General features: G+C 45.6%; 20 protein-coding genes. 18 read left to right on the top strand and 2 right to left on the bottom strand.

Annotated elements, in window-relative coordinates; translation table 11 throughout:
• Positions 1 to 30 precede the first annotated feature (30 nt).
• Complete coding sequence (locus M3M36_RS01280; RefSeq protein WP_252774063.1) at positions 31 to 1,257, bottom strand: MFS transporter; 1,227 nt, start codon at positions 1,255 to 1,257, stop codon at positions 31 to 33.
• A 402-nt stretch (positions 1,258 to 1,659) separates the two neighbouring features.
• Here M3M36_RS01280 and M3M36_RS01275 point away from each other — a divergent pair, with 402 nt between their 5' ends.
• Entirely contained in the window at positions 1,660 to 3,906 is a 2,247-nt protein-coding gene (locus tag M3M36_RS01275; protein ID WP_252774062.1) for a RelA/SpoT family protein, read from the top strand.
• A gap of 164 nt (positions 3,907 to 4,070) precedes the next feature.
• Here M3M36_RS01275 and plsY read toward each other — a convergent pair whose 3' ends face one another.
• Positions 4,071 to 4,685 (bottom strand): glycerol-3-phosphate 1-O-acyltransferase PlsY, encoded by a 615-nt coding sequence (gene plsY / locus M3M36_RS01270; RefSeq protein WP_252774061.1) that lies wholly within the window; start codon positions 4,683 to 4,685, stop codon positions 4,071 to 4,073.
• Positions 4,686 to 4,959: 274 nt separating this feature from the next.
• On the opposite strand from plsY, the gene parE reads away from it, so the two are divergent.
• The 17 genes from parE (at position 4,960) to grpE (ending at position 23,246) form a co-directional block, all read left to right on the top strand.
• Positions 4,960 to 7,074 carry a DNA topoisomerase IV subunit B gene (parE, locus tag M3M36_RS01265; protein ID WP_274705174.1) on the top strand — a complete coding sequence of 705 codons (2,115 nt, stop codon included), beginning with the start codon at positions 4,960 to 4,962 and terminating at the stop codon, positions 7,072 to 7,074.
• A gap of 31 nt (positions 7,075 to 7,105) precedes the next feature.
• The gene (gene parC, locus M3M36_RS01260; RefSeq protein ID WP_252774059.1) at positions 7,106 to 9,538 is read left to right on the top strand and encodes a DNA topoisomerase IV subunit A; all 2,433 of its coding nucleotides are present in this window, start codon (positions 7,106 to 7,108) and stop codon (positions 9,536 to 9,538) included.
• Between the two features lie 77 nt (positions 9,539 to 9,615).
• Positions 9,616 to 10,521 carry a manganese-dependent inorganic pyrophosphatase gene (locus tag M3M36_RS01255; RefSeq protein ID WP_252774058.1) on the top strand — a complete coding sequence of 302 codons (906 nt, stop codon included), beginning with the start codon at positions 9,616 to 9,618 and terminating at the stop codon, positions 10,519 to 10,521.
• A 128-nt stretch (positions 10,522 to 10,649) separates the two neighbouring features.
• The gene (gene rpmG / locus M3M36_RS01250; RefSeq protein WP_002815032.1) at positions 10,650 to 10,799 is read left to right on the top strand and encodes a 50S ribosomal protein L33; all 150 of its coding nucleotides are present in this window, start codon (positions 10,650 to 10,652) and stop codon (positions 10,797 to 10,799) included.
• Positions 10,799 to 11,068, top strand: a complete 270-nt coding sequence (rpsN, locus tag M3M36_RS01245) for a 30S ribosomal protein S14 (RefSeq protein ID WP_047974832.1) — start codon at positions 10,799 to 10,801, stop codon at positions 11,066 to 11,068. Before rpmG ends, rpsN begins: the two co-directional genes overlap by 1 nt.
• A gap of 177 nt (positions 11,069 to 11,245) precedes the next feature.
• Positions 11,246 to 11,722: a ribosome maturation factor RimP gene (locus tag M3M36_RS01240; RefSeq protein WP_252774057.1), complete on the top strand. Its 477-nt coding sequence runs from the start codon at positions 11,246 to 11,248 to the stop codon at positions 11,720 to 11,722.
• A 24-nt stretch (positions 11,723 to 11,746) separates the two neighbouring features.
• Positions 11,747 to 12,898: a transcription termination factor NusA gene (gene nusA / locus M3M36_RS01235; protein ID WP_252774056.1), complete on the top strand. Its 1,152-nt coding sequence runs from the start codon at positions 11,747 to 11,749 to the stop codon at positions 12,896 to 12,898.
• A gap of 20 nt (positions 12,899 to 12,918) precedes the next feature.
• Entirely contained in the window at positions 12,919 to 13,218 is a 300-nt protein-coding gene (rnpM, locus tag M3M36_RS01230; RefSeq protein WP_047974834.1) for an RNase P modulator RnpM, read from the top strand.
• Positions 13,208 to 13,528, top strand: a complete 321-nt coding sequence (locus tag M3M36_RS01225) for a L7Ae/L30e/S12e/Gadd45 family ribosomal protein (protein ID WP_252774055.1) — start codon at positions 13,208 to 13,210, stop codon at positions 13,526 to 13,528. The genes rnpM and M3M36_RS01225 overlap by 11 nt, the downstream gene beginning before the upstream one ends.
• Entirely contained in the window at positions 13,528 to 15,993 is a 2,466-nt protein-coding gene (infB, locus tag M3M36_RS01220; protein ID WP_252774054.1) for a translation initiation factor IF-2, read from the top strand. The genes M3M36_RS01225 and infB overlap by 1 nt, the downstream gene beginning before the upstream one ends.
• Positions 15,994 to 16,015: 22 nt before the next feature.
• Positions 16,016 to 16,369 (top strand): 30S ribosome-binding factor RbfA, encoded by a 354-nt coding sequence (gene rbfA / locus M3M36_RS01215; RefSeq protein ID WP_047974837.1) that lies wholly within the window; start codon positions 16,016 to 16,018, stop codon positions 16,367 to 16,369.
• Between the two features lie 310 nt (positions 16,370 to 16,679).
• Positions 16,680 to 17,903, top strand: coding sequence for an aminotransferase class I/II-fold pyridoxal phosphate-dependent enzyme (locus M3M36_RS01210; protein ID WP_252774053.1), 1,224 nt, complete (start codon positions 16,680 to 16,682; stop codon positions 17,901 to 17,903).
• Positions 17,904 to 18,155: 252 nt separating this feature from the next.
• Positions 18,156 to 19,343 carry an aminotransferase class I/II-fold pyridoxal phosphate-dependent enzyme gene (locus M3M36_RS01205; protein WP_252774052.1) on the top strand — a complete coding sequence of 396 codons (1,188 nt, stop codon included), beginning with the start codon at positions 18,156 to 18,158 and terminating at the stop codon, positions 19,341 to 19,343.
• A 127-nt stretch (positions 19,344 to 19,470) separates the two neighbouring features.
• Positions 19,471 to 20,394, top strand: coding sequence for a tRNA pseudouridine(55) synthase TruB (gene truB, locus M3M36_RS01200; protein ID WP_420842369.1), 924 nt, complete (start codon positions 19,471 to 19,473; stop codon positions 20,392 to 20,394).
• Positions 20,395 to 20,440: 46 nt separating this feature from the next.
• On the top strand, positions 20,441 to 21,397 hold the full coding sequence (gene ribF / locus M3M36_RS01195; RefSeq protein WP_252774050.1) for a riboflavin biosynthesis protein RibF: 957 nt from the start codon (positions 20,441 to 20,443) through the stop codon (positions 21,395 to 21,397).
• Between the two features lie 193 nt (positions 21,398 to 21,590).
• Positions 21,591 to 22,622: a heat-inducible transcriptional repressor HrcA gene (gene hrcA, locus M3M36_RS01190; protein WP_252774049.1), complete on the top strand. Its 1,032-nt coding sequence runs from the start codon at positions 21,591 to 21,593 to the stop codon at positions 22,620 to 22,622.
• Between the two features lie 18 nt (positions 22,623 to 22,640).
• On the top strand, positions 22,641 to 23,246 hold the full coding sequence (gene grpE / locus M3M36_RS01185) for a nucleotide exchange factor GrpE (RefSeq protein ID WP_252774048.1): 606 nt from the start codon (positions 22,641 to 22,643) through the stop codon (positions 23,244 to 23,246).
• The last annotated feature ends 34 nt before the right edge of the window (positions 23,247 to 23,280 follow it).

Raw genomic sequence — 23,280 nt, 5'->3', positions numbered from 1 at the left:
TCGGCAGCCTTTTTTGCTGGTTGAAAAAAGTTAATTTAAGTCATACTTGCGGTTGACATTAAAGAAGAAAAGCAAGCCGTTAATGGCAACGATGCCCGCTGAAACCATAAAGATGGCACGGTAATCAAAGATGTTGGCGATAGCAGCTCCTAGCATTGGGCCCATTACGGATCCAACTGCTTGGAAGGATTGGTTATAGGAGAAAATCCGAGAAACCATGCCGGCCGGTGAATTCTTGGTTAACAATGTTTGAATTGCGGGTAACATTGTCGAATCCGAAATGCCAACCGCAAAACGTAGGAGGATTAATCCGATGACGGAAGTAACGAAAGCTGTTGGGATAAAAGCGAAGACGGCCATGACGAAACCGGCTTGAATCAGGTACTTGGTCCCAATTTTATCACCCAAGCGACCAAAGACTGGGGCAAAGATCACTGTGGCCAAACCAGGCATAGCGGCCACGATTCCAGCGATAAAGGTGACGCTGCCCTGGTTGTGCACGACTTCGCGAACAAAGAGGGACACGATAGGGTTAATCGACATATTGACGGTTTGAATCAACATGGTGGTCAAGAACAGGGAGACCAAGAGTGTTTTTTTGGGGAGTGTATTCCAACTAACCTTGATGACAGGATTTTCTTCTTGACCTGTAGCAACTGGCCGTTCTTCGACCAAGAACCAAATAAAGAAGAAAACGATTAACAGAATCAAACCAGTAATATGGAAGAGCGTTTGGTAAGAAACGACCGAAGCCATGGCACCACCGAAAAGTGGACCAATTAACTGGCCACCAGTAAAGCCAGTGACGATAATTCCTAATGAACGACCTACTTTTTTCTTAGGTGTCTGGGTGGCAATGAGGGCGTTGGCATTTGACACAAAGCCACCTAATGCCCCCTGTAAAGCTCGCAAAGCCAGTAGTTCAAAGACGTTTTGGGCAAAACCCATTAAAAAGAGGGAAATTGCCAGGCCAAGGGCGGCCCGCATCATCATTAATTTGCGGCCTTTTTTATCGGCGACACGCCCCCAAATGGGTGAGACGACAGCGGTCACTAAAAAGTTGATGGCAAAAGCCGCACCGGAGTAAAAAGTTAATTCTGATTTGGAAAAGTGGCCCAATGTATCGATGTACAAGGGCATAAATGGCAAGACTTCAGAAAAAGCGACGCCGGTCATAAAAACGGCGAGCCAAACAATCCAAATATTTCGTTGCCAGTTAATCGCTTGATCAGGTGTTTCTCGATCAGATTCAGTCATATATTACCTCCTTGACTGTCAAAATTGATAATCTGCTAATCTAGTAGTTTACTCCTTTTTAAAAAGACTTGCACGAAAGGCAGATGACGATTTCGTGAAAAATGTAAAGATACTGCTATTTTAAGTGTTCGAAAATTAGTGGAATGGGGACCGTCGAGTAGCGACAAGTGCTGTTTTCATTGGCTTTATGGGCCATGATTATGATGCTGATTTTAATTGGTGGTAGCAAGCAGGTCAATCGTTTGGATTCCTGGCTAAAGGCTTGTTTGCCAGGTTAAAGTATTTTATAATAGGGAATACCTAAACACGTTTCCAAAAAGAAGGACAGCTATTGTTCTTTTTTTCATTTAGCTAACTCAGGCCGCTGCTGGGTAATCTTGATTTAAAGGAAGGTCTTTTTCAATGACCAAGTACAAGGAATACACTGCCAATGATGTCATGGAAATGGTCAGGGCTTACATGCCGGATGACCAGGTTGTCAAGGTGCAAGCGGCCTATGATTGGGCTAAGAATTTGCATGCCCAACAAAGGCGTCATTCTGGCGAACCTTACATTATTCATCCAATCCAAGTTGCTGGTATTTTGGCCGAGTTAAAGATGGATGAAGCAACAATTGTGGCTGGTTTTTTGCATGATATTGTAGAAGACACACCAGTTAGTTTGGAAGATGTGACGGAGCACTTTGATCCTGTTGTCGGCCGTATTGTCGATGGTGTGACCAAAATTTCAAAAATTAAGTACCAGGATTCCAAGGTTCAACTTGCCGAAAACCATCGCAAGTTACTTTTAGCAATGGCAAAGGATATTCGGGTCATTATCGTCAAATTAGCCGATCGGTTGCACAATATGCGCACCCTCGATGCTTTGCGCCCTGATAAGCAACGCCGGATTGCCCATGAGACGCTTTCAATTTATGCGCCTTTGGCTGACCGACTTGGAATTTCGGCAATTAAATGGGAATTGGAAGACCTTTCCTTGGCAGTTTTGGAACCAGACGCCTACCATCAAATTGCTGGTCAAATGGATATGAAGCGTGAGGAACGGTTAAAGGCCATCCAAATCGCTGTTGATAAGATTGAAGACAGTATTCATGACCTTGGTTTGCAAAATGTTGTCGTTTATGGACGGCCAAAGCATATTTATTCAATTTATCGCAAATTAGTTGACAAACATAAGTCTTTTGGCGAAATTTATGACCTTTCAGCTATTCGAGTTTTAACTAACTCAATTCCTGATACCTATGCCGTTTTGGGTGCCATTCATGCGCATTGGACACCAATTCCAGGACGTTTCAAGGATTATATTGCCTTGCCAAAGCCAAATGGCTACCAGTCGTTGCATACAACGGTGATTGGTCCTTCTGGCAGACCTTTGGAAGTGCAAATCAGAACCCATGCGATGCACCAAGTCGCTGAATTCGGGGTTGCGGCCCACTGGGCTTATAAGCAACATGGCGGAACTTCTAGCCAATCAGCCGATGTCAAGGACCAAAGCGAACGGGCTTTGAACGTGATTCAGGGGATTTTGGAATTGCAGGAATCGGCAACGGATGCCCAGGACTTTATGGATTCGGTTCAAGCCGATCTCTTCGTTGACCGGGTTTATGCCTTTTCACCCGCAGGCGATGTTTATGAATTGCCAAAAGGTGCCGGCCCTTTGGACATGGCCTTTGCTATTCACTCTAATTTGGGAACTAAAACGACCGGGGCCAAGGCCAATGGCCGCATTGTGCCATTGGACTACAAAATTCAAAATGGCGACATTATGGAAATCTTGACCGGCCCTAATGCGAGTCCTTCAAGAGACTGGTTGGATTTGGTTTCAACGCGTAAGGCGCGACACAAGATTAAGCACTTCTTGAAGTCGCAAGACCGAGCCGATAATATTGAAAATGGCCTTGAAGCCATCTCACGTGCACTTTTTGAAATGCACTTTAACCCAGTTGATTTCGCAACCGATGAACAAATTGCGGCCGTGGCGGAAACGATGCAGGCCGGTACTCGTGAAGATTTGTTGGCCGCTGTTGGCTATGGTGATATTTCAAGATTAGCAGTTGCCAAGGAACTGACCCGTCATGTTCGTGAAGAACGTGAGGCGGCGGATGCCGAAGAACTGCAAAAAAGCTTATTGGAAGATGGCCAGGCTATTAAAAAGGAACCTCAGGTGCCGAAGCAAAAAAGTCGTGACCGCGATAAGCAGTCCGACGTGGTCATTGCCGGAGTAGATAACCTTTTAGTTCGTTTGTCTGGTTGCTGTACACCAGTGCCGGGGGATCCCGTGATGGGCTATATCTCCCAAGGGCGGGGCATTGCCGTCCATCGTTTTGATTGTCCAAACATTCATGCAGCTCAGCAAAAGGGTCAGCGATTGGTGGATGTTATTTGGGCAGATGTCAATGGTCAACGACCAGATTACACTGCTGATTTAACCATTCATGCCGAAAATGAACCGGGTATTTTGAATGCCATTTTGCGGTCTTTGAATGCCAAGACTCGCTTTATCAAAGAAATCAACGGACATGTAACCAAGGGGGGCATGGTGCAGGTTCAAGCATCAATTGGAGTAGCGAACTTAGCTCAATTGAATGGCATAATCGATGCTTTGTTAGCAGATCACTCGGTTTATGATGTGAAGCGAACAATCCATTGAAGTGCTGCTAGTTGCTATGGTTGGTTTTCGAGGCCGCTGGTTCTTAGTCAATGGCTATTGTGATTCAGCTACTTATCAGTTAAATGATTAGACGTTAAAAGGACGTCCTGCCAGTCTTGATGTACTGAGCAGGGCGTCCTTTTAGTTCTAAGGGAAACTGATTTTTAACGGGCCTTTAACCAGTAAACCAGGCCGAAGGGAATCGTTGATTCTGTTCCCGTAAAGATGCGACCGATGTTTTTACGGTGGCGGTAGAAGACAAAAATCGTTAAGGTGATGGCGACAATCGATAAAATCCAATCGTGATAGTAAAAGACTGACATGCAAGTGGCGAAGGTAAAGCCGACCATGGAGGCCACCGAAACCATGGAGAAGAGAATTAGGCAGGTAACAAAGATGGTACAAACCATCAAAAAGAGTGGGGTATTATAAACGGATAAGACACCGGCTGACACCGCCACGGCCTTGCCACCCTTGAAGCCAATCCAAATTGAGAAGGTATGTCCCAAGATAGCAAAAAGGCCAACAAGCATCACATTGACGTGCTGCCAGCCAAAGAGTGCTGGCAAAGACGCTGCCAAAGCGCCCTTAAGAATGTCTAAACATAAGACAATCGTTCCCGGAACGGGGCCCAGAATTCGAAAGGCATTGGTGGTCCCGATGTTACCAGAGCCCTCGGTTCGGATGTCTTTATGGTAAAAGACCTTACCTAACCAATATCCTGGAACCATTGACCCTAAGAGATAGGCCAAGACCAGGATGAAAGCGATTTTTAACATAGTTTTTAAAACTCCTTTTTTCTAAAAAGAAACAGCACGTTACATTTTACCATAGGATTTTATTTTTCCTGGTTAAATTTTTCTGAGAAACCCTAGGGGAAAAGGACGGGTGGGATTTGGTTGGTTTTTAGGCTTTAGAACTTTTCTTTTTTCCTATTGTCAGTTTGTAAATTTTAATCTATGATAATTATTGATTGTCTAAGATAATAGCATTACTTGTTTTAACTGAACAGAATACATTATCTTAGACGAAATGACGAGAAGGAAGAAGACCGTGGCAAAGCAAACACACTACGACTCAGATTCAATTAAAATTTTAGAAGGATTGGAGGCAGTTCGGAAACGCCCCGGTATGTATATCGGATCGACTGATGGACGTGGACTCCATCATTTGGTGTATGAAATTGTTGACAACGCCGTTGATGAGGCCCTAGGGAACTTCGGAAACGATATTGCGGTGACAATTGAAGAAAATAATGCCATTACTGTTCGTGATTTTGGCCGTGGCATACCGGTTGGAATGCACTCTTCTGGAAAACCAACGCCCGAAGTGATTTTGACGGTTCTCCATGCCGGTGGAAAGTTTGGCCAGGGTGGTTATGCCACTTCTGGTGGCCTGCACGGTGTTGGTTCCTCTGTTGTGAACGCCTTGTCGGAACATCTGAAGGTGACAATCGTTCGCGATGGCCACCGCTTTGAAGAAAGTTTTGAAAATGGGGGCCACCCAGTTGGCACCTTGATTGATTTAGGCCCCACTAAGGACCATACCGGGACAACGGTGACGTTTAAACCGGACGCAAGCATTTTTTCAACCACTGTCTTTAAGTTTGATACTTTGGCTGAACGCCTACGAGAGTCGGCCTTTTTGATGTCAGGGGTCAAGTTTACCCTGACCGATAAGCGGGTAACGCCCGTTCGCGAAGAAGTTTACCACTATGACCATGGTCTGCAGTCTTTTGTTCAGTTTTTAAATGAGGAAAAAGAGGGCTTAGGTCCAGTGATGACCTTTGAGGGAACAGCTGATGGTATTTTGGTCGACGTTGCTGCCCAATATAACGATGGCTACTCTGAAACCCTGCTGTCCTTTGTTAACAATGTGCGGACACAGGACGGTGGAACCCACGAGGTTGGTTTTCGGTCGGCCTGGACTAAGGCCTTTAATGAGTATGCCCGCCGGGTTAACCTCTTAAAGGAAAAGGATAAGAACCTTGAAGGCTCAGACGTCAGAGAAGGATTGTCGGCCGTGATTTCTTTGCGTGTCCCAGAAGAAATTTTGCAATTTGAAGGACAGACAAAGGATAAATTAGGAACAACCGAGGCCCGGGCAGCTGTGGATGGGGTGGTTAATGAAACCCTGTCGCGCTTTTTGCTGGAAAACGGTGACTTTGGTCAAAAGATTGTCCGTAAGGCACTCCGTGCTCGCGAAGCCCGTGAGGCTGCTCGTAAGGCCCGTGAGGAATCCCGGACAGGTAAGTCCAAAGGTAAGCGTGACCGTTTATTGTCTGGTAAGTTAGCACCAGCCCAGTCAAAGAACGCTGATAAGAACGAACTGTTTTTAGTTGAGGGTGATTCGGCCGGTGGCTCTGCTAAGCAAGGCCGGGATCGTAAGTTCCAGGCAATTTTGCCCTTGCGTGGTAAGGTCTTAAACACCCAAAAGGCGAAATTGGCGGACATCTTAAAAAATGAGGAACTTTCGACTCTGATTTATGCAATTGGTGGCGGAGTCGGCCCTGATTTTAATATTAAAAATGCGGCCTTTGATAAGATTATTATTATGACCGATGCCGATGATGATGGGGCCCACATTCAAACCCTGTTGCTGACTTTCTTTTATAAGTACATGCGGCCTTTGATTGAGGCCGGGCGTGTCTACATTGCCTTACCACCACTTTACCGAGTGAAGTACCGTGGCAAGAAGGAAGATTCTTTTGCATGGACCAATGATGAATTGGCAACAATCACAGCAGCCGCTAAGGTGAAGTACGAATTAACTCGTTTTAAGGGCTTGGGCGAAATGAATGCACCATTACTCTGGGAAACAACGATGGACCCTGAATCGCGGACACTGATTCGGGTTAAGATTGATGACGCTGTTTTGGCTGAAAAGCGGGTCACAACGTTGATGGGTGATAAGGTTGACCCTCGGCGCCAATGGATTGAAAGCAACGTTCAGTTTACTCTGGAAGAAGACGGCTCAATTTTGGATAACGTTGCCGGTGGTGACGAAGCAAATGCCCAAGTCTTCGAACAGGCAATTGCTGGTCATAATCGTACCGATGATGAACAAAATGACCAGGTGATTGTTGCTAAGGGAAAAGCAGCTAAAAAAAAGGCTGGTGACCAAGCAAGCAAAACAGCAGACCATGTTGAGAACTTAGACTTGTTTTAATAACTAATTTAGAAAGGTGGGGATTGTCAGTATGGCAGACCGCATTACTGAGCTTTCATTGGAAGCCGTGATGGGTGAGCGCTTTGGCCGATATTCAAAATATATCATCCAAGAACGTGCCCTTCCGGATATCCGTGATGGTCTCAAACCGGTTCAACGACGGATTTTATACGCCATGGACCAGGATTCAAATACCTATGACCACCCATATCGTAAGTCGGCTAAATCAGTCGGAAACGTGATGGGAAACTTCCACCCCCACGGGGATTCCTCAATCTATGAGGCCATGGTTCGCTTGTCCCAGGATTGGAAGGTCCGCGAACCATTAATTGATATGAACGGAAATAACGGGTCAGTTGATAATGACCCAGCCGCTGCGATGCGGTATACCGAGTCGCGGTTAACGAAGTTATCCGGTGAAATTCTGAAAGACTTAGCTCAGGATACGGTTGAAATGGTCTTAAATTTTGATGATACGACCTACGAACCGACGGTACTCCCATCTCGAGTACCAAATCTCTTCGTCAACGGAGCAACTGGCATTTCGGCTGGTTATGCGACCGATATTCCCCCTCATAACTTAAAGGAAATCAACCAAGCGTTGGTTTACTTGCTCGATCATCCCGATGCGCCATTGTCAGCTTTGATGCGATACGTTAAGGGACCTGATTTCCCAACGGGTGGGATTATTCAAGGAATCGACGGCATTAAGCAGGCTTATAAGACCGGTCGAGGGCGGGTTGTTGTCCGGGCGAAGACGGCAGTTTCTAGTCTAAAGGGTGGCAAGAAAAAGATTGAAGTGACGGAGTTGCCGTATGAAGTCGTGAAATCGAACTTGGTCGCTAAGATTGATGCGATTCGTGCCAACAAAGAAGTTGCTGGCATTATTGAAGTTCGTGACGAATCTGACCGCGAGGGGATGTCAATTGTGATCGAGTTGGCCAAGGATGCTTCGGCCGATGGAATCTTGACCTACCTCTTTAAGAAGACGGACTTGCAGATTTCGTATAATTTCAACATGGTCGCCATTCATGACCAACGTCCTGTTTTAGTGACTTTGAAGGACGGTTTGACCGCTTTTTTGGACTTCCGTAAAGAAGTTGTTCGCAAGCGGTCAGCCTATGACTTGAAAAAGGCCAAGGCTCGCCAACACATTGTGGAGGGGCTGATTCGAATGTTGTCCATCCTCGATGAAGTCGTGGCAACGATTCGCTCTTCGAAGAACCGCAAGGATGCGACGGAGAACTTGGTGAAGGAGTACCAATTCACCAAGGAACAGGCTGAAGCGATTGTGGCTTTGCAGTTATATCGGTTGACTAATACTGATGTGACCCAGCTAGAAGAGGAACACAAGGCATTAGCTGAAAAGATTGCTATGTTGGAAAAGATCCTGAATGAAGAAGAAGCGCTTCATGATGTGATCCGCACTGAATTGAAGGCCATCACCAAGGAATATGCCAGCCCACGCTTGACGGAAATCGAAGAAGAAATCCAATCGTTGGTAATCGACACAGCAGTGACAGTACCAGATGAAGATGTCCGCATCTTGGTTTCAAAGAATGGTTATGCGAAGCGGTCATCATTGCGTTCTTACAAGGCCTCTGCTGCCGAAAACGGCTTAGCCGAAGATGACGCCGTTGTCTTGAATCAAACGGCCAACACAACCCAACATTTGCTGATGTTTACGAACTTTGGGAACCTGATTTACCGACCAATTTATGAGTTGGCGGAGTACAGGTGGAAGGAACCAGGGGAACACTTCTCGCAGGCGCTGTCGAACTGGGATAGCCAGGAAAGTATTATCCAGGCCTATGTGGTTGCAGAAACGGATAGCAACCAAGCCTTCTTACTTGCTTCCAATGATGGCTTTATCAAGCAGAGTTTACTTAAGGACCTTGTGCCAAAGTCCTACAAGAAGAAATCAGCAACTGTGATGAAACTGAAAACAGAAGCGGCACGGGTAGTCACAGCAGCGCTGGTCACCAATCAGAAAGAAGCCTTAGTGTTGGCAAAGACTGGCTTGGCCCTGCGCTTTGAATTGGCCGATGTGCCAGTCGTTGGTGCTCGGACCGCCGGGGTGAAGGCCATCAAGTTAACCGAGGGTGATACCGTGGTTACGGTATTAGCCTTGGCACCACAAGATAAGTTTTTGGCCTTGGTAACAAATCAGGGAACCTTTAAGTATAGCTTGTTAGACGACATAACCCTTGGCCACCGAGCTAACAAGGGCTTGCAAGTGCTTAGTCCACGGAAGACCGTTTCTTATGAAATTGCTGCTGCGACAGCTGTTGATCCGAACCAGGGGGCTTTGCGGATTGAAACCGACCACTTAAAGGACTTTGATATCCAATTAGCTGATCATTCATTAGCGAGTCGGACTAGCAATGGTCAGGCTTTATTGGATGTGAAGAGCGATGGGCAAGCGACAGCCATTTTCCCTTTGAATTTAAAGGAAAATGACTAGTCAAATGTAACCCATTCGGGTTACAATCTAAGTATTGACAGTTGCCAAAAAAATTGGCACTAGAGGAGTGAAAAGACATGGCAAAGATTCAAGTTTTTGGACATAAGAACCCAGATACTGACACCGTTGCTTCTGCAATGGGTGCTGCTGATTTGTTGGTACAGCAAGGTTTGGAAACCCAAGCCGTTGCGCAAGGAAAGCCTAACGCCGAAACGCAATTTGCGTTGGATTACTTTGGCTTGACGGCTTTGCCAATTATTGACAAGGCCCAAACAGCAGAGGTTGTTTTGGTTGACCACAACGAAGCGGCACAGTCAGTTGATAATTTGGCTGACGTCCAGGTTTATGGTATCTACGATCATCACAAGTTTGCTTTTGAAAATGCCACCCCGTTGTATATCACGGCTAAGCCATGGGGTTCTGTTTCAACAATTTTGTACTATGAATACTTGCAAGCTGGTTTAACGATTCCTGCTAAGGTCGCCGGAATGTTGGCCTCTGGTTTGATTTCAGATACTTTACTGTTGAAGAGTCCAACGACAACGGATGTTGATCGTAAGGCCTTGCCAGAACTTGCTAAGATTGCTGGTATCGAAGACTTGGATGGCTATGGTTTGGCGATGTTGAAGGCTGGTACCGATTTGTCAACGCGGACAGATGAAGAATTGTTGGAAGGGGATGCCAAGTCCTTTACCATGGGTTCACATGAATTTCGCATTGGCCAGGTTAATACGGTTGATATTGATGACGTTTTGGCTCGTAAGGAAGGCCTAGAAAAGGCAATCAAGGCCGCTGGCTATGAGGACTTCTTGTTTGTAATTACAGATATTTTGAACTCAAACTCAAAGGGTCTTTATGTTGGAGATGCTCCAGAAGCGATCGAGGCTGCCTTTGGTGCCAAGCTTGAAAATGATGTGATTGACTTGCCAGGGGTTGTTTCCCGTAAGAAGCAAGTGGTCCCACCATTGCAAGGTCAATTCTAAGCTTAGAATTATTTCGATAAATCTAAGAAATGGGCTTTACAGCCGTCTAAATTCTATGTATAATATTATTTTGTATTGACAAGCAAATAATTTTTATAAAAAAATCTAACATTCGAGGAGCAGGGAATATGCGTATTCATGTTGTATTAGGCAATGATGAAACTGGGGAGCGTATTTACTTGACGTCAAAGAACCGTCGTAATACGCCTGACCGTTTGGAGTTGAAGAAGTACTCACCAAAACTTCGTAAAGTGGTAACATTCAAGGAGATCAAGTAATGGCTAAGAAATCAAAGATTGCAAAGGCAAAGCAACGTGAAGCTTTGGTAGCAAAGTACGCTGACAAGCGTGCTGCTTTGAAGGCTGCTGGTGATTACATCGGATTGGCAGCTTTGCCAAAGGATTCATCACCTGTTCGTCTTCACAACCGTGACCAAATTGATGGTCGCCCACACGGTTACATGCGTGAATTTGGTATGTCACGTTTGAACTTCCGTCAATTAGCACACAAGGGCCAGATTCCTGGTGTTCGTAAGGCTTCTTGGTAAGAATTTAATACCCTTTCAACCACAGCTTTGCTGTGGTTTTTTTTGTGTCTGCCTTGCTTTTTCTAATAAAATCAGCTATGATATGGGTAAGTTAATTTACATAGAGGTTGTAAATGAGCGGGTCAGGGGGATTTGACCGGCTCATTTTTTATGGCAGAAAACTAAAAAGGAGTTTGGATGGCACAGGCAAAGAATCAAGCCTTGCTTGAAATTTTAAATCCGATCATTGAAAAACAGGGACTTTTGCTCTGGGATTTAAACATCAAGAAGGTTGGTGGACAAAAAACAGTCGAAGTATTAGTTGATTTACCAGACCACCAAAACATTTCCATGGCGCAGATTACTGAGTTTACTCAGCTGGTCAACGAAGCCTTGGATGATGTAGCAGTTGATCCGGTTCCGGGTGAGTATATGTTAGACATTGCTTCTCCTGGGATGGACCGCAGCCTGGCTGAACCTTGGCACTTTGCCTGGGCGAAGGATGGCGATTTAGCAGTGACCGTTGCTTTATTTGCGGCCAAGGATGGTCAAAAGCAATGGACCGGTCAAATCACTGATTTAAATGAAAACGGTTTGTCACTACAAAGTGATCAAGCAAAGTTGGATGTTACCTTTGATGAAATTGCCAAAGCCATTGTGGCCGTTCAATTTTAAACTAATTGAAAGTGGAGAAAGCAAATGAGTAAAGAATTAGTACAAGCCTTAGATGCCTTAGAACAAGAACGTGGAATCGACCGCGCGGTTGTTGTAGAAGCTTTGGAAAATGCTTTGAAGGCCGCTTACAAGAAACAGTACAACGCGGCTCAAAATGTTGAAGCAACTTTTGATGATAAGAAGGGCCAAATGACCATTAAGCAGGTCAAGCTGGTTGTTTTGGATGACGACTTGGTCGACCCCGATACTGAAATCCCTTTGACAGAAGCCTTGGAAATTAACAAGGCCTACGAACCAGGTGATGAAATTCGTTTCGATGTGACACCAAAGGATTTCGGCCGGATGGCTGCCCAGGCAGCTAAGCAGGTGATCGTGCAGAAAATGCGCGAGGCAACTCGTCAAGCAATTTATGATAAGTACCAAGATTATCAAGATGAAATCATCACTGGTGAGGTTGAGCGTCAAGACAGCCGTTTCTTGTATGTGATGTTGCCAGGTAAGCAGGAAGCCGTGATGACGCAGGGTGACCAAATGCCAAATGAAACCTACCGCATGCGTGATCGCATCAAGGTTTTGATAAACAAGGTTGATAATTCCTTGAAGGGACCACAAATCTTTGTTTCACGGACGGCTCCTGATTTGGTCAAACGTTTGTTTGAACAAGAAGTACCAGAAGTTTATGATGGTACAGTAGAAATTGTTTCCATTGCCCGTGAAGCAGGTGATCGCTCAAAAATTGCTGTTTACACGCACGATGCTGATTTGGACCCTGTTGGTGCCTTAGTTGGACAACGTGGTGCTCGTGTGCAAGCCGTTGTGACTGAATTGGGCGGCGAGCATATGGATATCGTGGAGTGGGTGGAAGACGAGGCCCAGTACATTGCCAATGCATTGAACCCAGCCGAAGTAACGGACGTGATTTTTGATGCCAACAACGAGCAATCTGTCACTGTGATTGTACCAGACGACCAATTGTCATTGGCCATTGGTAAGAAGGGGCAAAACGCTCGTTTGGCCGCCCGTTTGACTGGCTTTAAGATTGATATTAAAGCTGAAAGTGAAGCCGGCGACTTAGCAGTTGAAAAGGCAGAAGCAAACCAAACGGCTGATATTGCTGACCAGGCACTTGTTGAACTAGCAGATGATAACCAGGCAGCAACAGACCAAGAAGACTAAGTATTAGAGGAGGTTCTTTCATGAAAACACGGAAGGTTCCCTTAAGAAAAGATATCGTGACTGGCGAAATGTTTGCCAAAAAGGACCTGGTCCGGGTCGTTAAAAATAAGGAAGGGGAGGTCTTCTTAGATCCCTCTGGTAAACAAAACGGTCGTGGTGCCTATATTTCCTTAAACCGTGAGGTTGCTAAGGAAGCAAAGGAAAAGCGCGTCTTTGAAAAGGCCTTTTCAATGCCAATTGATCCGGCTTTTTATGAAGAACTCTTTGCTTATGTTGACCATCAGCAAGCCCGAAAAGAGTTATTTGAAAATGAAAAGTGAAGAAGAACAAGTCTTACACTTACTTGGTTTGGCGCGTATGTCTAAAAGTCTTGTTTACGGGACCAACGACACGTTAACTGCGATTCAAGGACAAAAGGCGAAGGTTGCCTTTTTCCCAAAAGATGGTGGTGTCAGCCAGCAAAAGAAATTTCGGGACAAAACCAGCTTTTATCAGGTGACCTTGGTTGAAGATTTCACCAAGGATGAATTAAGCCAAGCAATTGGCTTAAATCGGTCGATTATGGCGATTACCAATAATGGCTTTGCGAAAAAAATCAAACAATTACTCGAAGAAAAGGAGCGGAATTAATGGCAGAAGAAAAAAAGTTTTCAGGATCCAACCGGCCGACCCGCAAACAGGCAGTACCAGAACGAAAAGAATTGCCTGCTTCTCAGCGTCGGCATGCCGCTAAATTATCAGATGAAGCTAAGCTGCAAAATTCAAACCAGCCTCGTCCAAAGACACAAGAAGGTGGTCAGCAACACCGCCGCAGCAACAATAACAATCGCCCAAGTAATGGCCAGCAGGGTCAGGGCGGAAATCGTCGCAATAATAACAAAAACCGCAGCAATAATACCGGTCGGCCAATGATTCGTGAAAAGAAATCATGGTCAACCAAGCCACGGGAAGGGCAGATTAACTATTCTGCTCAAAAAGATGACAGTTTGAAGGAATACGTTTCTGAAAACAAGAAGGTCCAAGAAGCAAAGCAACAGGCAAAGAAAAAGCCAGCTGCTAAGAAACCAGTTGAAGCAAAAAAGCCTGCAGTTGAAGCAAAGAAGCCAGCGGCTGCAGGTGCTAAGACGGAAGCCAATTCAGGCCAAGGCCGCTTTGGTGGTTCGCTTGCTTCAGGCAATAATTCTGCTCGAAATAACACGCGCAAGCGCAATACTAACGGTACTGGTCAACAAACACCACGCCGTAATGACAAGCCACATGGCTCAAAGAAGGCTCGTCGAATTGCTGCTAAGCAAGCACCAAAGAAGCCAGTGACCGTTCGTAAGGAACAACCATTGCCAGCAGTTTTGGAATACAAGGTCGGCATGAACGTACAGGACTTGGCTAAGCTTTTGCACCGTGACGCTACTGAAATTATTAAGAAGTTGTTCTTACTAGGTGTTGTGACGAACCAAAACCAATCATTGGATGAAGATACCATTGAAGTTTTGGCAGCTGATTACGGCATTGAAGCTCAGCAAAAAGAAGAAGAGGATGTAGCTGACATCGACCGCTTCTTCGATGATGAAACGATTAACGAAGAGGCCTTAGAACCGCGTGCGCCGGTCGTGACCATCATGGGACACGTTGATCACGGTAAGACGACTTTGTTGGATTACTTGCGTAAGACCAACGTGACTGCTGGCGAAGCTGGCGGAATCACGCAGCATATTGGTGCCTACCAAGCGCGTTTGAACGATAAGTTAATTACCTTCTTGGATACTCCTGGTCACGCGGCCTTTACGGAAATGCGTGCTCGTGGTGCCAACGTGACGGATATCACGGTTTTGGTTGTTGCTGCTGATGATGGTGTGCAACCACAGACAATCGAAGCGATTAACCATGCTAAGGCAGCTGGTACGCCGGTGATTGTTGCTGTTAACAAGATTGATAAGGAAGGGGCTAACCCTGATCAAGTCATGAACGAGTTGATGGCCTATGATTTGGTTCCTGAAGAGTATGGTGGCGATACCATCTTCGTTCAGATTTCAGCTAAGTTTGGTCAAAACGTTGACCAATTGCTGGAAATGATTTTGTTGGAAGCTGATGTTTTGGAATTGAAGGCTGACCCAACACAACCTGCTCGTGGTTCTGTTATCGAAGCTCGTTTGGATAAGGGCCGCGGTCCTGTTTCCACTGTTTTGATTCAACAAGGAACGCTCCATGTGGGTGATCCAATCGTTGTTGGAAACACCTATGGTCGTGTTCGAACGATGACCAACGAAAAGGGACAAGACATTGCTGCTGCTAAGCCAGCAACACCTGTTCAAATCACTGGTTTGAACGAAGTGCCTTTGGCTGGTGACCGCTTTATCGTCATGGCGGATGAAAAGACTGCCCGTGCCGCTGGTGAAGAACGTGCAAAGCGTGCTCGTGAAGAAGTCCGTAATGCCGGTTCTGTTGTTACATTGGATACTTTGTTTAACACGATGGCTGAAAAGGCCATGAAGACAGTGCCAGTGATTGTGAAGGCCGATGTCCAGGGCTCTGTTGAAGCCTTGACTGGTTCATTGAAGAAGATTGAAGTTGATGGCGTTCGAGTAGATGTTGTTCATTCTGCTGTTGGTGCAATCAACGAATCAGATGTTTCTTTGGCGGAAGCTTCTGGTGCCATTATTTTAGGCTTCAATGTTCGACCAACACCGTTTGCTAAGTCGCAGGCTAATAACGACAAAATTGATATGCGTTTCTACTCAGTTATCTATGACGCCATTGATGATGTGACGGCCGCAATGAAGGGCCAACTTGAACCTGTCTATGAAGAAAAGGTTATTGGCCAAATCGTTGTTAAGGAGCTCTTCAAGTTTTCTAAGGTTGGTACCATTGCTGGTGCCAGTGTTGAGGAAGGTAAGATCACCAAGGATTCAAAGGTTCGCATTATCCGCAACGGTACGGTTATGTACGATGGTCAATTAGCTTCTTTGCAACGTGGTAAGGATGCGGTTAACGAAGTGAAGTTCGGTTATGAATTTGGTTTCACTGTCAACAAGTTCAACGATATTCAACCGGGTGATGCAGTCGAAGCTTACATCATGGAAGAAGTAAAGCCTAAGTAAGCTTTACTGATGGGAGGTCTTGATGGCAAATGCACAACGCGCTGGGCGTTTGGCCCAGGAAATTCAAAAAGACGTGACTGACCTGATTTTAAAACGAGTGAATGATCCGCGAGTTCAGGATGTAACGGTAACTTCTGTGGAAGTATCCGGTGACCTGCAAATCGCCACGATTTACTACTCAATTTTGTCAGACTACGCCTCGGATCGGAAAAAGGCTCAAGCTGGCTTAGAAGCCGCCTCAGGCTTGATTCGCCGTGAATTAGGCGCGCGGCTAACTGTTTATAAAATTCCGGAATTGCATTTCGTCTTGGATAACTCAATTCAGTATGGTGACCATATTGAAGAGTTGATTCGCGGCTTGCATAAGAAGGATTAAGGTCAAGGAAACTTGATTGAAAAAGGACTTGCGATGAGCGGGTCCTTTTTTGTTTGCTTTGCAAAATCAACTTCAGCGGGCATGCTACGCTAAAAAATATGTTTGCATCCGCCAGTACAGGCAATTTTATTTTCTTTGTATGCACTTTTGTTACGCTGACTAGTAGAAAGTGATTAAAAATCATGATAACTTACAATAGTTTCATGTTTATCACCTATGAAAAGCCAAGCACTTTGTGTAGACTAAGAAACTAAGAAGAAAGACCGTTGTTGGTCCACTTGGAAAATGAATTAGTTGAAAGGATTTCACCATGACAAAACCATTAAACAATGCTGTTTTAAGCTTGACACCCGACAAGTTATTAGACTTCCAACACTCCGTTGCTAATATTGAAGGGTTGGTCTCGTTAACCTTTGGAGAACCTGGTTTTGCGACGCCCGCGCCGGTAAAGAAAGCAACGATTCAAGCTATCGAGGAAGACCGGTCCCACTATGGTGATTCACAGGGAGAGCCAAAGCTCCGCTCAGCTATCTTAGACTATATGGCCGATCGCTATGACCTTCATTACCCAAGTATTGATAACGTGATTGTGACTGTTGGGGTCACAGAGGCGATGCAATCAATCTTTAAGACCTTGCTTGCACCTGGCCAGGGCCTCTTGATTCCAGACCCAGCCTATGGGTCTTATTTCTCGGCTTTGAGTTTGGCCGGTGGCACGGCTGTTCCAATTGACACGGCTAAGACCGCTTATAAATTGACACCCGCCTTGATTGACGAAACAATGGCTCAGACGAAAGAAGATGTGCATGCCATTCTCTTTAACTATCCTAATAATCCAACCGGGGTTACTTATACAAAATCAGAGCTGGAAGAGCTAGCAGAAGCTTTCAAGCGTCATGACCTCTGGGTGATTTCAGACGAAATTTATTCAGAATTGACTTATGAGGGTGATCACTATTCAATGGGCAAGCTCTTACCTGACCAAACGATCGTTGTAAACGGTTTGTCGAAGTCGCACGCCATGACGGGTTATCGACTCGGCTTTATCCTGGGGCCAAGCACATTAATCCAGCAAATTCAAAAGGTGCACGGTCCCTTGGTCTTTGCTGTGCCAACCTTTATCCAAGACGGCGCGGTTGCTGCCTTGCAAATACCAAAGGAAGACTTGAGCTTTATGAAGGTTGAATACCAAAGGCGTCGTGACTACGCTAAGAAGTTCTTAGAAGATTTAGGCTTCGAACTGGTTGCGCCAATGGGAGCCTTTTACCTCTTTGCCAAGTTGCCAGCTGATTTGGGTGTAAATGGCTGGGCCTTCGCGACAGACTTAGCTCATCAGGCCAAGGTTTCAGTCATTCCCGGCGCCGGTTTCTCCTTCTTTGAAGAAGCACAGAAGTTTATCCGGATTTCTTACGCGGCCGATATGGCACAATTGCAAGAAGGTCTTCAGCGCCTAAAAAAATATGTAGACAAACAACGGGCAGCCCAAGCAACTGCTGAGGCGTTGTCAGAAGATATGGAGGCCTTGGCGGATTAGTCCTTGGTTTTCATTAAAAAATCAGTTTTTGCCATCGATGAGACGGACCCTACCATGGCGAAATATAAACACCAAAGAGGAACTTGATTGACAAGTTCCTTTTTGTGTTAAGTTATAAAGGATAAATGAGTCAAAATCTCATAAAAATGCCATAAAAACTTTCAAAAAAATTCATTTTCGTGTAAACTGAAGTGTGCGATGGATGCCATGCGAATGGCTGCTTTCACCAGCAAGACGAAAGGAACCAGGAAAATGACAGAACCACTTTTACCAGTCAACCAGGCGGTTGTTTCAATCGCTCCCGATAAATTGTTGGGCTTCCAACAACAAGTTTCAGGAATTGAGGACTTAACCTTTTTGACCTTTGGAGAGCCGGGTTTTGATACACCAGCTGTTGTCAAGGAGGCCACGATTACCGCCATTAATAACAATCGTTCTCATTATGGCAATTCCCAGGGAGAACCTGCGGTCCGTAAGGCAATTCTCGATTATATGAAGGATCGTTACAACCTTGATTATCCAAGTATTGATAATGTTGTCGTGACTGTTGGTGTAACGGAAGCCATGCAAGCAATCTTTAAAACATTGCTTGCTAAAGGGGAGGGATTGCTGATTCCAGAGCCAGCCTATGGTTCTTACTTTGCTTCGTTGAGCCTGGCCGATGGTGTTGCGGTACCGATTGATACAGCCAAAAATAAATTTAAATTGACGCCAGCACTTGTTGATGAAGCGTTGGCCCAAGTAACGGTCCCAGTTCGTGCCATTCTCTTGAACTATCCAAATAATCCAACTGGTGTTACTTACTCAAAGGAAGAGTTGGGGGAACTGGCTGCTTGTTTTAAGAAGCATCAAATTTGGGTCATTTCTGATGAAATTTATTCTGAATTAACTTATGGTCGTGATCATTACTCGATTGGTAAGTTGTTGCCAGAACAAACACTAGTGGTTAACGGTCTTTCCAAGTCGCACGCCATGACGGGGTACCGCTTTGGCTTTATTTTGGGTCCGGCGAGTGTGATGCAATATATTCAAAAGGTTCATGGCTCTTTGACCTACTCTGTACCAACCTTTATTGAAGATGGAGCAGAAGCAGCCTTGCAGATGACGCGAGCAGAGTTGGATTATATGAAGGAAAGTTACCAAGACCGGCGCGACTTTGCCAAGCAGGCCTTAGAGGATCTTGGTTTTGATGTTGTTGATCCTGAAGGAGCCTTTTACCTCTTTGCTAAGATACCGGCCGATTTTGGCACGGATGGATGGACTTTTGCTGAAAAATTAGCCGCAGAAGGCAAGGTTGCAGTCATTCCTGGAGTAGCATTCTCGCACTTTAAAGAGGCGAACGCTTATATCCGGATTTCTTATGCAACGGCTCAAGACCAATTAGAAATTGGCTTTGCAAAATTGCGGGACTACATTGAAAAGGTCCGGGCAAATCGGTAAAATAAGAACCGACTAAAAAAGACACTTTTGCTGATGAACCTCGAAATTTGGATAAATTTTGGGGTTCAAATCATTTTGTGCTTTGGTCGGTTTTTTAATTGCACAAATGGAGGCCACAATGATGGCAATAGAAAAACACCCCGAACTATCCGGTCTGCTGGTCGTCAATAAGCCAAAGGAAATGACCTCCTTTGGTGTGGTTGCGAGATTACGGCGGATAACCGGACAGAAAAAAATTGGCCACGCGGGGACCTTGGATCCAAACGTCGAGGGCGTTTTGGTGGTCGCCTTAGGGAAGGCAACCAAGTTAATTGACCTTTTGCAAAGTCGGCCAAAAACCTATACGGGTACGGTTACCTTTGGCTATGCAACGGAGAGCCAGGATGCTGATGGGGCGGTTGTTGTGCAGCGGCCTTTGACAACGGCCATTGACCAGAGTCAGCTCAACACCGCTCGAGCTGATTTGACCGGGGACATTATCCAGATTCCACCAATTTATTCGGCGGTCAAGGTCAACGGGAAGCGCCTCTATGAATATGCGCGAGCGGGAGAAAAGGTTGAGCTGCCTAAGCGGGAGGCGACGATTTACCGCTTCGACCAGACTAGTCCGTTAACCTGGGTTGAGGGGCAACCTTACCAGCAAATGGACTTCTTAGCTCAAGTTTCAAAGGGAACTTATATTCGGACTTTGGCCTATGACCTTGGTCAAAAATTAGGACTGCCAGCGACGATGACGGCCTTGAAGCGGACAGCTGGGTCTGGTTTTACCATCGATCAGGCTGTTTTGCTTGATGACTTATTGGCGATGGACTATCCTAAAATTTTAACCCAAGTGCATTCACTTGAGTCCGTTTTGACTTGGCCAAAGAAGTTGTTGACCCAAGAGGAGATCTTTGCGGTTAAGAATGGTCAAAAAATTCCGGCCAGTTCTTGGCCACAAAATGATGTTGGTTACTATCAAGTATATGACCAAGACCGGTTGCTGGCAGTCTACGCTTTTGATGCTGACCAAAATGTTTGGCGGTCGCGTTACTTCTTTGCCCAAAATTGAAAGAGCAAAATGATTGTATTGGTAAAAACTCTGCTATAATATGCCCATGACTGAATTAATATCTTTGCATTATCCACTAAAAGAATTGCCCCAGTTGACTAGCCAGCAAGTACTGGCAATGGGCTTTTTTGACGGGGTCCATTTGGGTCACCAAAAGGTAATCCAGGAAGCTGCGCGGGTGGCGCACGAAAACGGACTACCATTGGCCGTTTTGACCTATAGTCCCTATCCGGGATTGGTGTTTAAAAAGCTGCCGCAACCCTGGCACGATTTAACACCATTGGACCAGAAGGTTCAGCTGCTTGGAAAGCTGGGCGTTGATCGGGTGTACTGCCTCCAATTGACATCACACCTTTCGGCCCTTCATCCAGAAGAATTTATTAAAGAAATCCTCTTGCCCCTCCAGGTTCATACGGTGGTTGCGGGCTTTGACCATCGCTATGGCAGGAAGGAATACCAAGCCGACATGGCCCACTTGCCTGAATTTGCCGCTGGTCGCTTTAATGTCCTGACCGTTGCCAAAAAGACTCTCGGCCAATCGGCTGCTAAGGTGGCCTCGCGCCAGATTCGATTGGACTTAGCAGCAGGTGACATGCCTGCCGTAACAAAAAGTCTTGGCCGTGTCCACGAGACGACCGGGCTGATTGTTCATGGGGATGCACGGGGACGGACCTTGGGCTTCCCAACGATTAATATCTGGACGCCAGAAGTTGAATTTCTTCCTGGTATCGGTGTCTATGCTGTCAGCGCCTATGTTGATGGTCGCTGGGTTGACGGCATGGCCTCTATTGGCCGTAATGTAACCTTTGAACCAAACCGGCCGGTGACGGTGGAAATTAACCTCTTTGACTTTGCTGATGAAGTTTACGGGGAACCGGTGAAGGTTCAGTGGTATGCAAAGTTGCGAAATGAAGTGAAGTTCAACTCCGCCGAAGGCTTAATTGATCAGTTGTTGATTGATCAACAAAATACACGTGAATACTTTCAAGAAAAAGCAGATTAATTTTAATCTGCTTTTTTTTGCTATAACAGTATTTGTTGGTAAGCCTGATAGAAGGGGATTTTATCTAACATTAGCACTCTTTTACAAAGAGTGCTAAAAGGGGTTTGCATTTTTTCTGATATTTTGTATAATATAGTTGTTAGCAGTTAAGAGTTTTGAGTGCTAAACAAAATTGCAGGGGGGGTTTGGGTTAATGCTAACTGATCGACAGCAATTAATTTTGGCGGCGATTATTTATGAATATACCCAGACCGCCCGAGCGGTCGGGTCTAAGACCTTACATGACCAGTTGAACTTGGAATTTTCACCAGCAACGATTCGCAATGAGATGAGCTTTTTAGAGGAAGCCGATTTGATTAAGAAGCTTCATACCTCCGCTGGTCGAATTCCATCGAAGGCTGGTTACCGTTACTACCTTGATCACTTAATGGTAGCCGACCAAGTTTCAAAACAAGATGTTGCGCTAATTGCCCAACAAATTCGTGGTAATTTCCACGAATTGGATGATTTACTTGGCCAAACAGCTCGGCAATTGGCAAAGATGACGGGGTTAACGGCCTTGGTGCTAAAGCCAAAGGCCATTAACCTAAAAATCTCGTCCTTCCAGTTGATTCAATTGGAACGCCAGCAGGTTTTGGCTGTCCTGGCAACTTCTGATGGCAAGGTGACTTCACAAACTTTTCGCCTACCAAAGGAAATGAGCGTCTCGTCCTTAACGGATATGGTGGCCTATATCAATGCACAAATGGTCGGCAGACCAGTTCAAGAGGTCCTTTCGTTAATGAACTCAGAGGAATTACCGGTTACGCTTTCACGGAATGTTGAAAGTCCAGCGGCCTTCCTGCAACTCTTTGGCGAAGTTTTGGCTCGGTCAGTTGAAGAGCAGGTCCACATTGGTGGTCGGTTCAATCTCTTAGAGGTTGCCAATGATGCCTACTTGAACCTGAAGGCAGCCCGGTCGGTCTTGGAGTTGTTTGACTCGCCTGAGGTGGTGCGCCAATTGGCTGTGACACAAAAACAATCGGTGACGATTCGCTTGGGTCAAGAGTTGCCAACATCTCTTTTGCAGGACTACGCTATTCTTGCCGCACCGTTTTCGGTCGGTGGCGATGCTGGTGGGGTGATTGCATTAGTAGGTCCGATTCGGATGCCATATGCCAAGGTTGCTAGGTTACTATCAACCTTTGCCAAGGCATTAGATACAAAATTACTTGAATATGTTTAACCAAAAGGAGGAACGCCCGTGGCGAAGTCTGAAGATGAAAAAGATTTGAAGCAAGCTGATTTTGAGGAAACAACAGAGGCAAAGGAATTTGCTGACGCTGACCAAACTCAAGAAGAAGCAAAGGACAAATCAGAAGAGTCGCAAGCAAAATCAGAAGAGGAATCAGCAGTGGATCCATTAGCTGATTTGCAAGCAGCCCTTGAGAAAAAGGATGATGAATTACTTCGCGCTCAGGCTGAAATTCAAAACATCCAAAGTCGTAATGCTCGCGAAATTCAAAATATTCGCAAGTATGATGGTCAGAAATTAGCCGAAGCCATCTTGCCGGTGGTTGATAACTTGGAGCGCGCCCTTGCTGTTGAAGTGGGAGATGATGACCAGGTGGCACAAATTCACAAGGGTGTTGAAATCACTTTAAAGACTTTGAAGCAGGCATTGACAACCAACGGCATTCAAGAAGTCGGTCAAGTAGGTGATGACTTTGATCCAAATACGATGCAGGGTGTTCAATCCGTGCCAGCAGAAGGTAAGATTAAGGCCGATCAAGTGGCGACAGTCTTGCAAAAGGGCTATGTCCTTCAAGATCGAGTAATTCGTCCAGCAATGGTCGCGGTTGCACAATAATATTAAACAGTAAATATCTGGTGACTCAGCCCTT

This window comes from Fructobacillus americanaquae, assembly GCF_024029775.1.
Taxonomy (GTDB): Bacteria; Bacillota; Bacilli; order Lactobacillales; family Lactobacillaceae; genus Fructobacillus; species Fructobacillus americanaquae.
This window is presented reverse-complemented; position numbering and strand designations above follow the sequence as displayed.

Coding starts and splice junctions, on each gene's coding strand:
- M3M36_RS01280 (WP_252774063.1), bottom strand. CDS start 1,257: ATGACTGAATCTGATCGAGAAACACCTGATCAAGCGATTAACTGGCAA.
- M3M36_RS01275 (WP_252774062.1), top strand. CDS start 1,660: ATGACCAAGTACAAGGAATACACTGCCAATGATGTCATGGAAATGGTC.
- plsY (WP_252774061.1), bottom strand. CDS start 4,685: ATGTTAAAAATCGCTTTCATCCTGGTCTTGGCCTATCTCTTAGGGTCA.
- parC (WP_252774059.1), top strand. CDS start 7,106: ATGGCAGACCGCATTACTGAGCTTTCATTGGAAGCCGTGATGGGTGAG.
- M3M36_RS01255 (WP_252774058.1), top strand. CDS start 9,616: ATGGCAAAGATTCAAGTTTTTGGACATAAGAACCCAGATACTGACACC.
- rpmG (WP_002815032.1), top strand. CDS start 10,650: ATGCGTATTCATGTTGTATTAGGCAATGATGAAACTGGGGAGCGTATT.
- rpsN (WP_047974832.1), top strand. CDS start 10,799: ATGGCTAAGAAATCAAAGATTGCAAAGGCAAAGCAACGTGAAGCTTTG.
- M3M36_RS01240 (WP_252774057.1), top strand. CDS start 11,246: ATGGCACAGGCAAAGAATCAAGCCTTGCTTGAAATTTTAAATCCGATC.
- nusA (WP_252774056.1), top strand. CDS start 11,747: ATGAGTAAAGAATTAGTACAAGCCTTAGATGCCTTAGAACAAGAACGT.
- rnpM (WP_047974834.1), top strand. CDS start 12,919: ATGAAAACACGGAAGGTTCCCTTAAGAAAAGATATCGTGACTGGCGAA.
- M3M36_RS01225 (WP_252774055.1), top strand. CDS start 13,208: ATGAAAAGTGAAGAAGAACAAGTCTTACACTTACTTGGTTTGGCGCGT.
- infB (WP_252774054.1), top strand. CDS start 13,528: ATGGCAGAAGAAAAAAAGTTTTCAGGATCCAACCGGCCGACCCGCAAA.
- rbfA (WP_047974837.1), top strand. CDS start 16,016: ATGGCAAATGCACAACGCGCTGGGCGTTTGGCCCAGGAAATTCAAAAA.
- M3M36_RS01210 (WP_252774053.1), top strand. CDS start 16,680: ATGACAAAACCATTAAACAATGCTGTTTTAAGCTTGACACCCGACAAG.
- M3M36_RS01205 (WP_252774052.1), top strand. CDS start 18,156: ATGACAGAACCACTTTTACCAGTCAACCAGGCGGTTGTTTCAATCGCT.
- ribF (WP_252774050.1), top strand. CDS start 20,441: ATGACTGAATTAATATCTTTGCATTATCCACTAAAAGAATTGCCCCAG.
- hrcA (WP_252774049.1), top strand. CDS start 21,591: ATGCTAACTGATCGACAGCAATTAATTTTGGCGGCGATTATTTATGAA.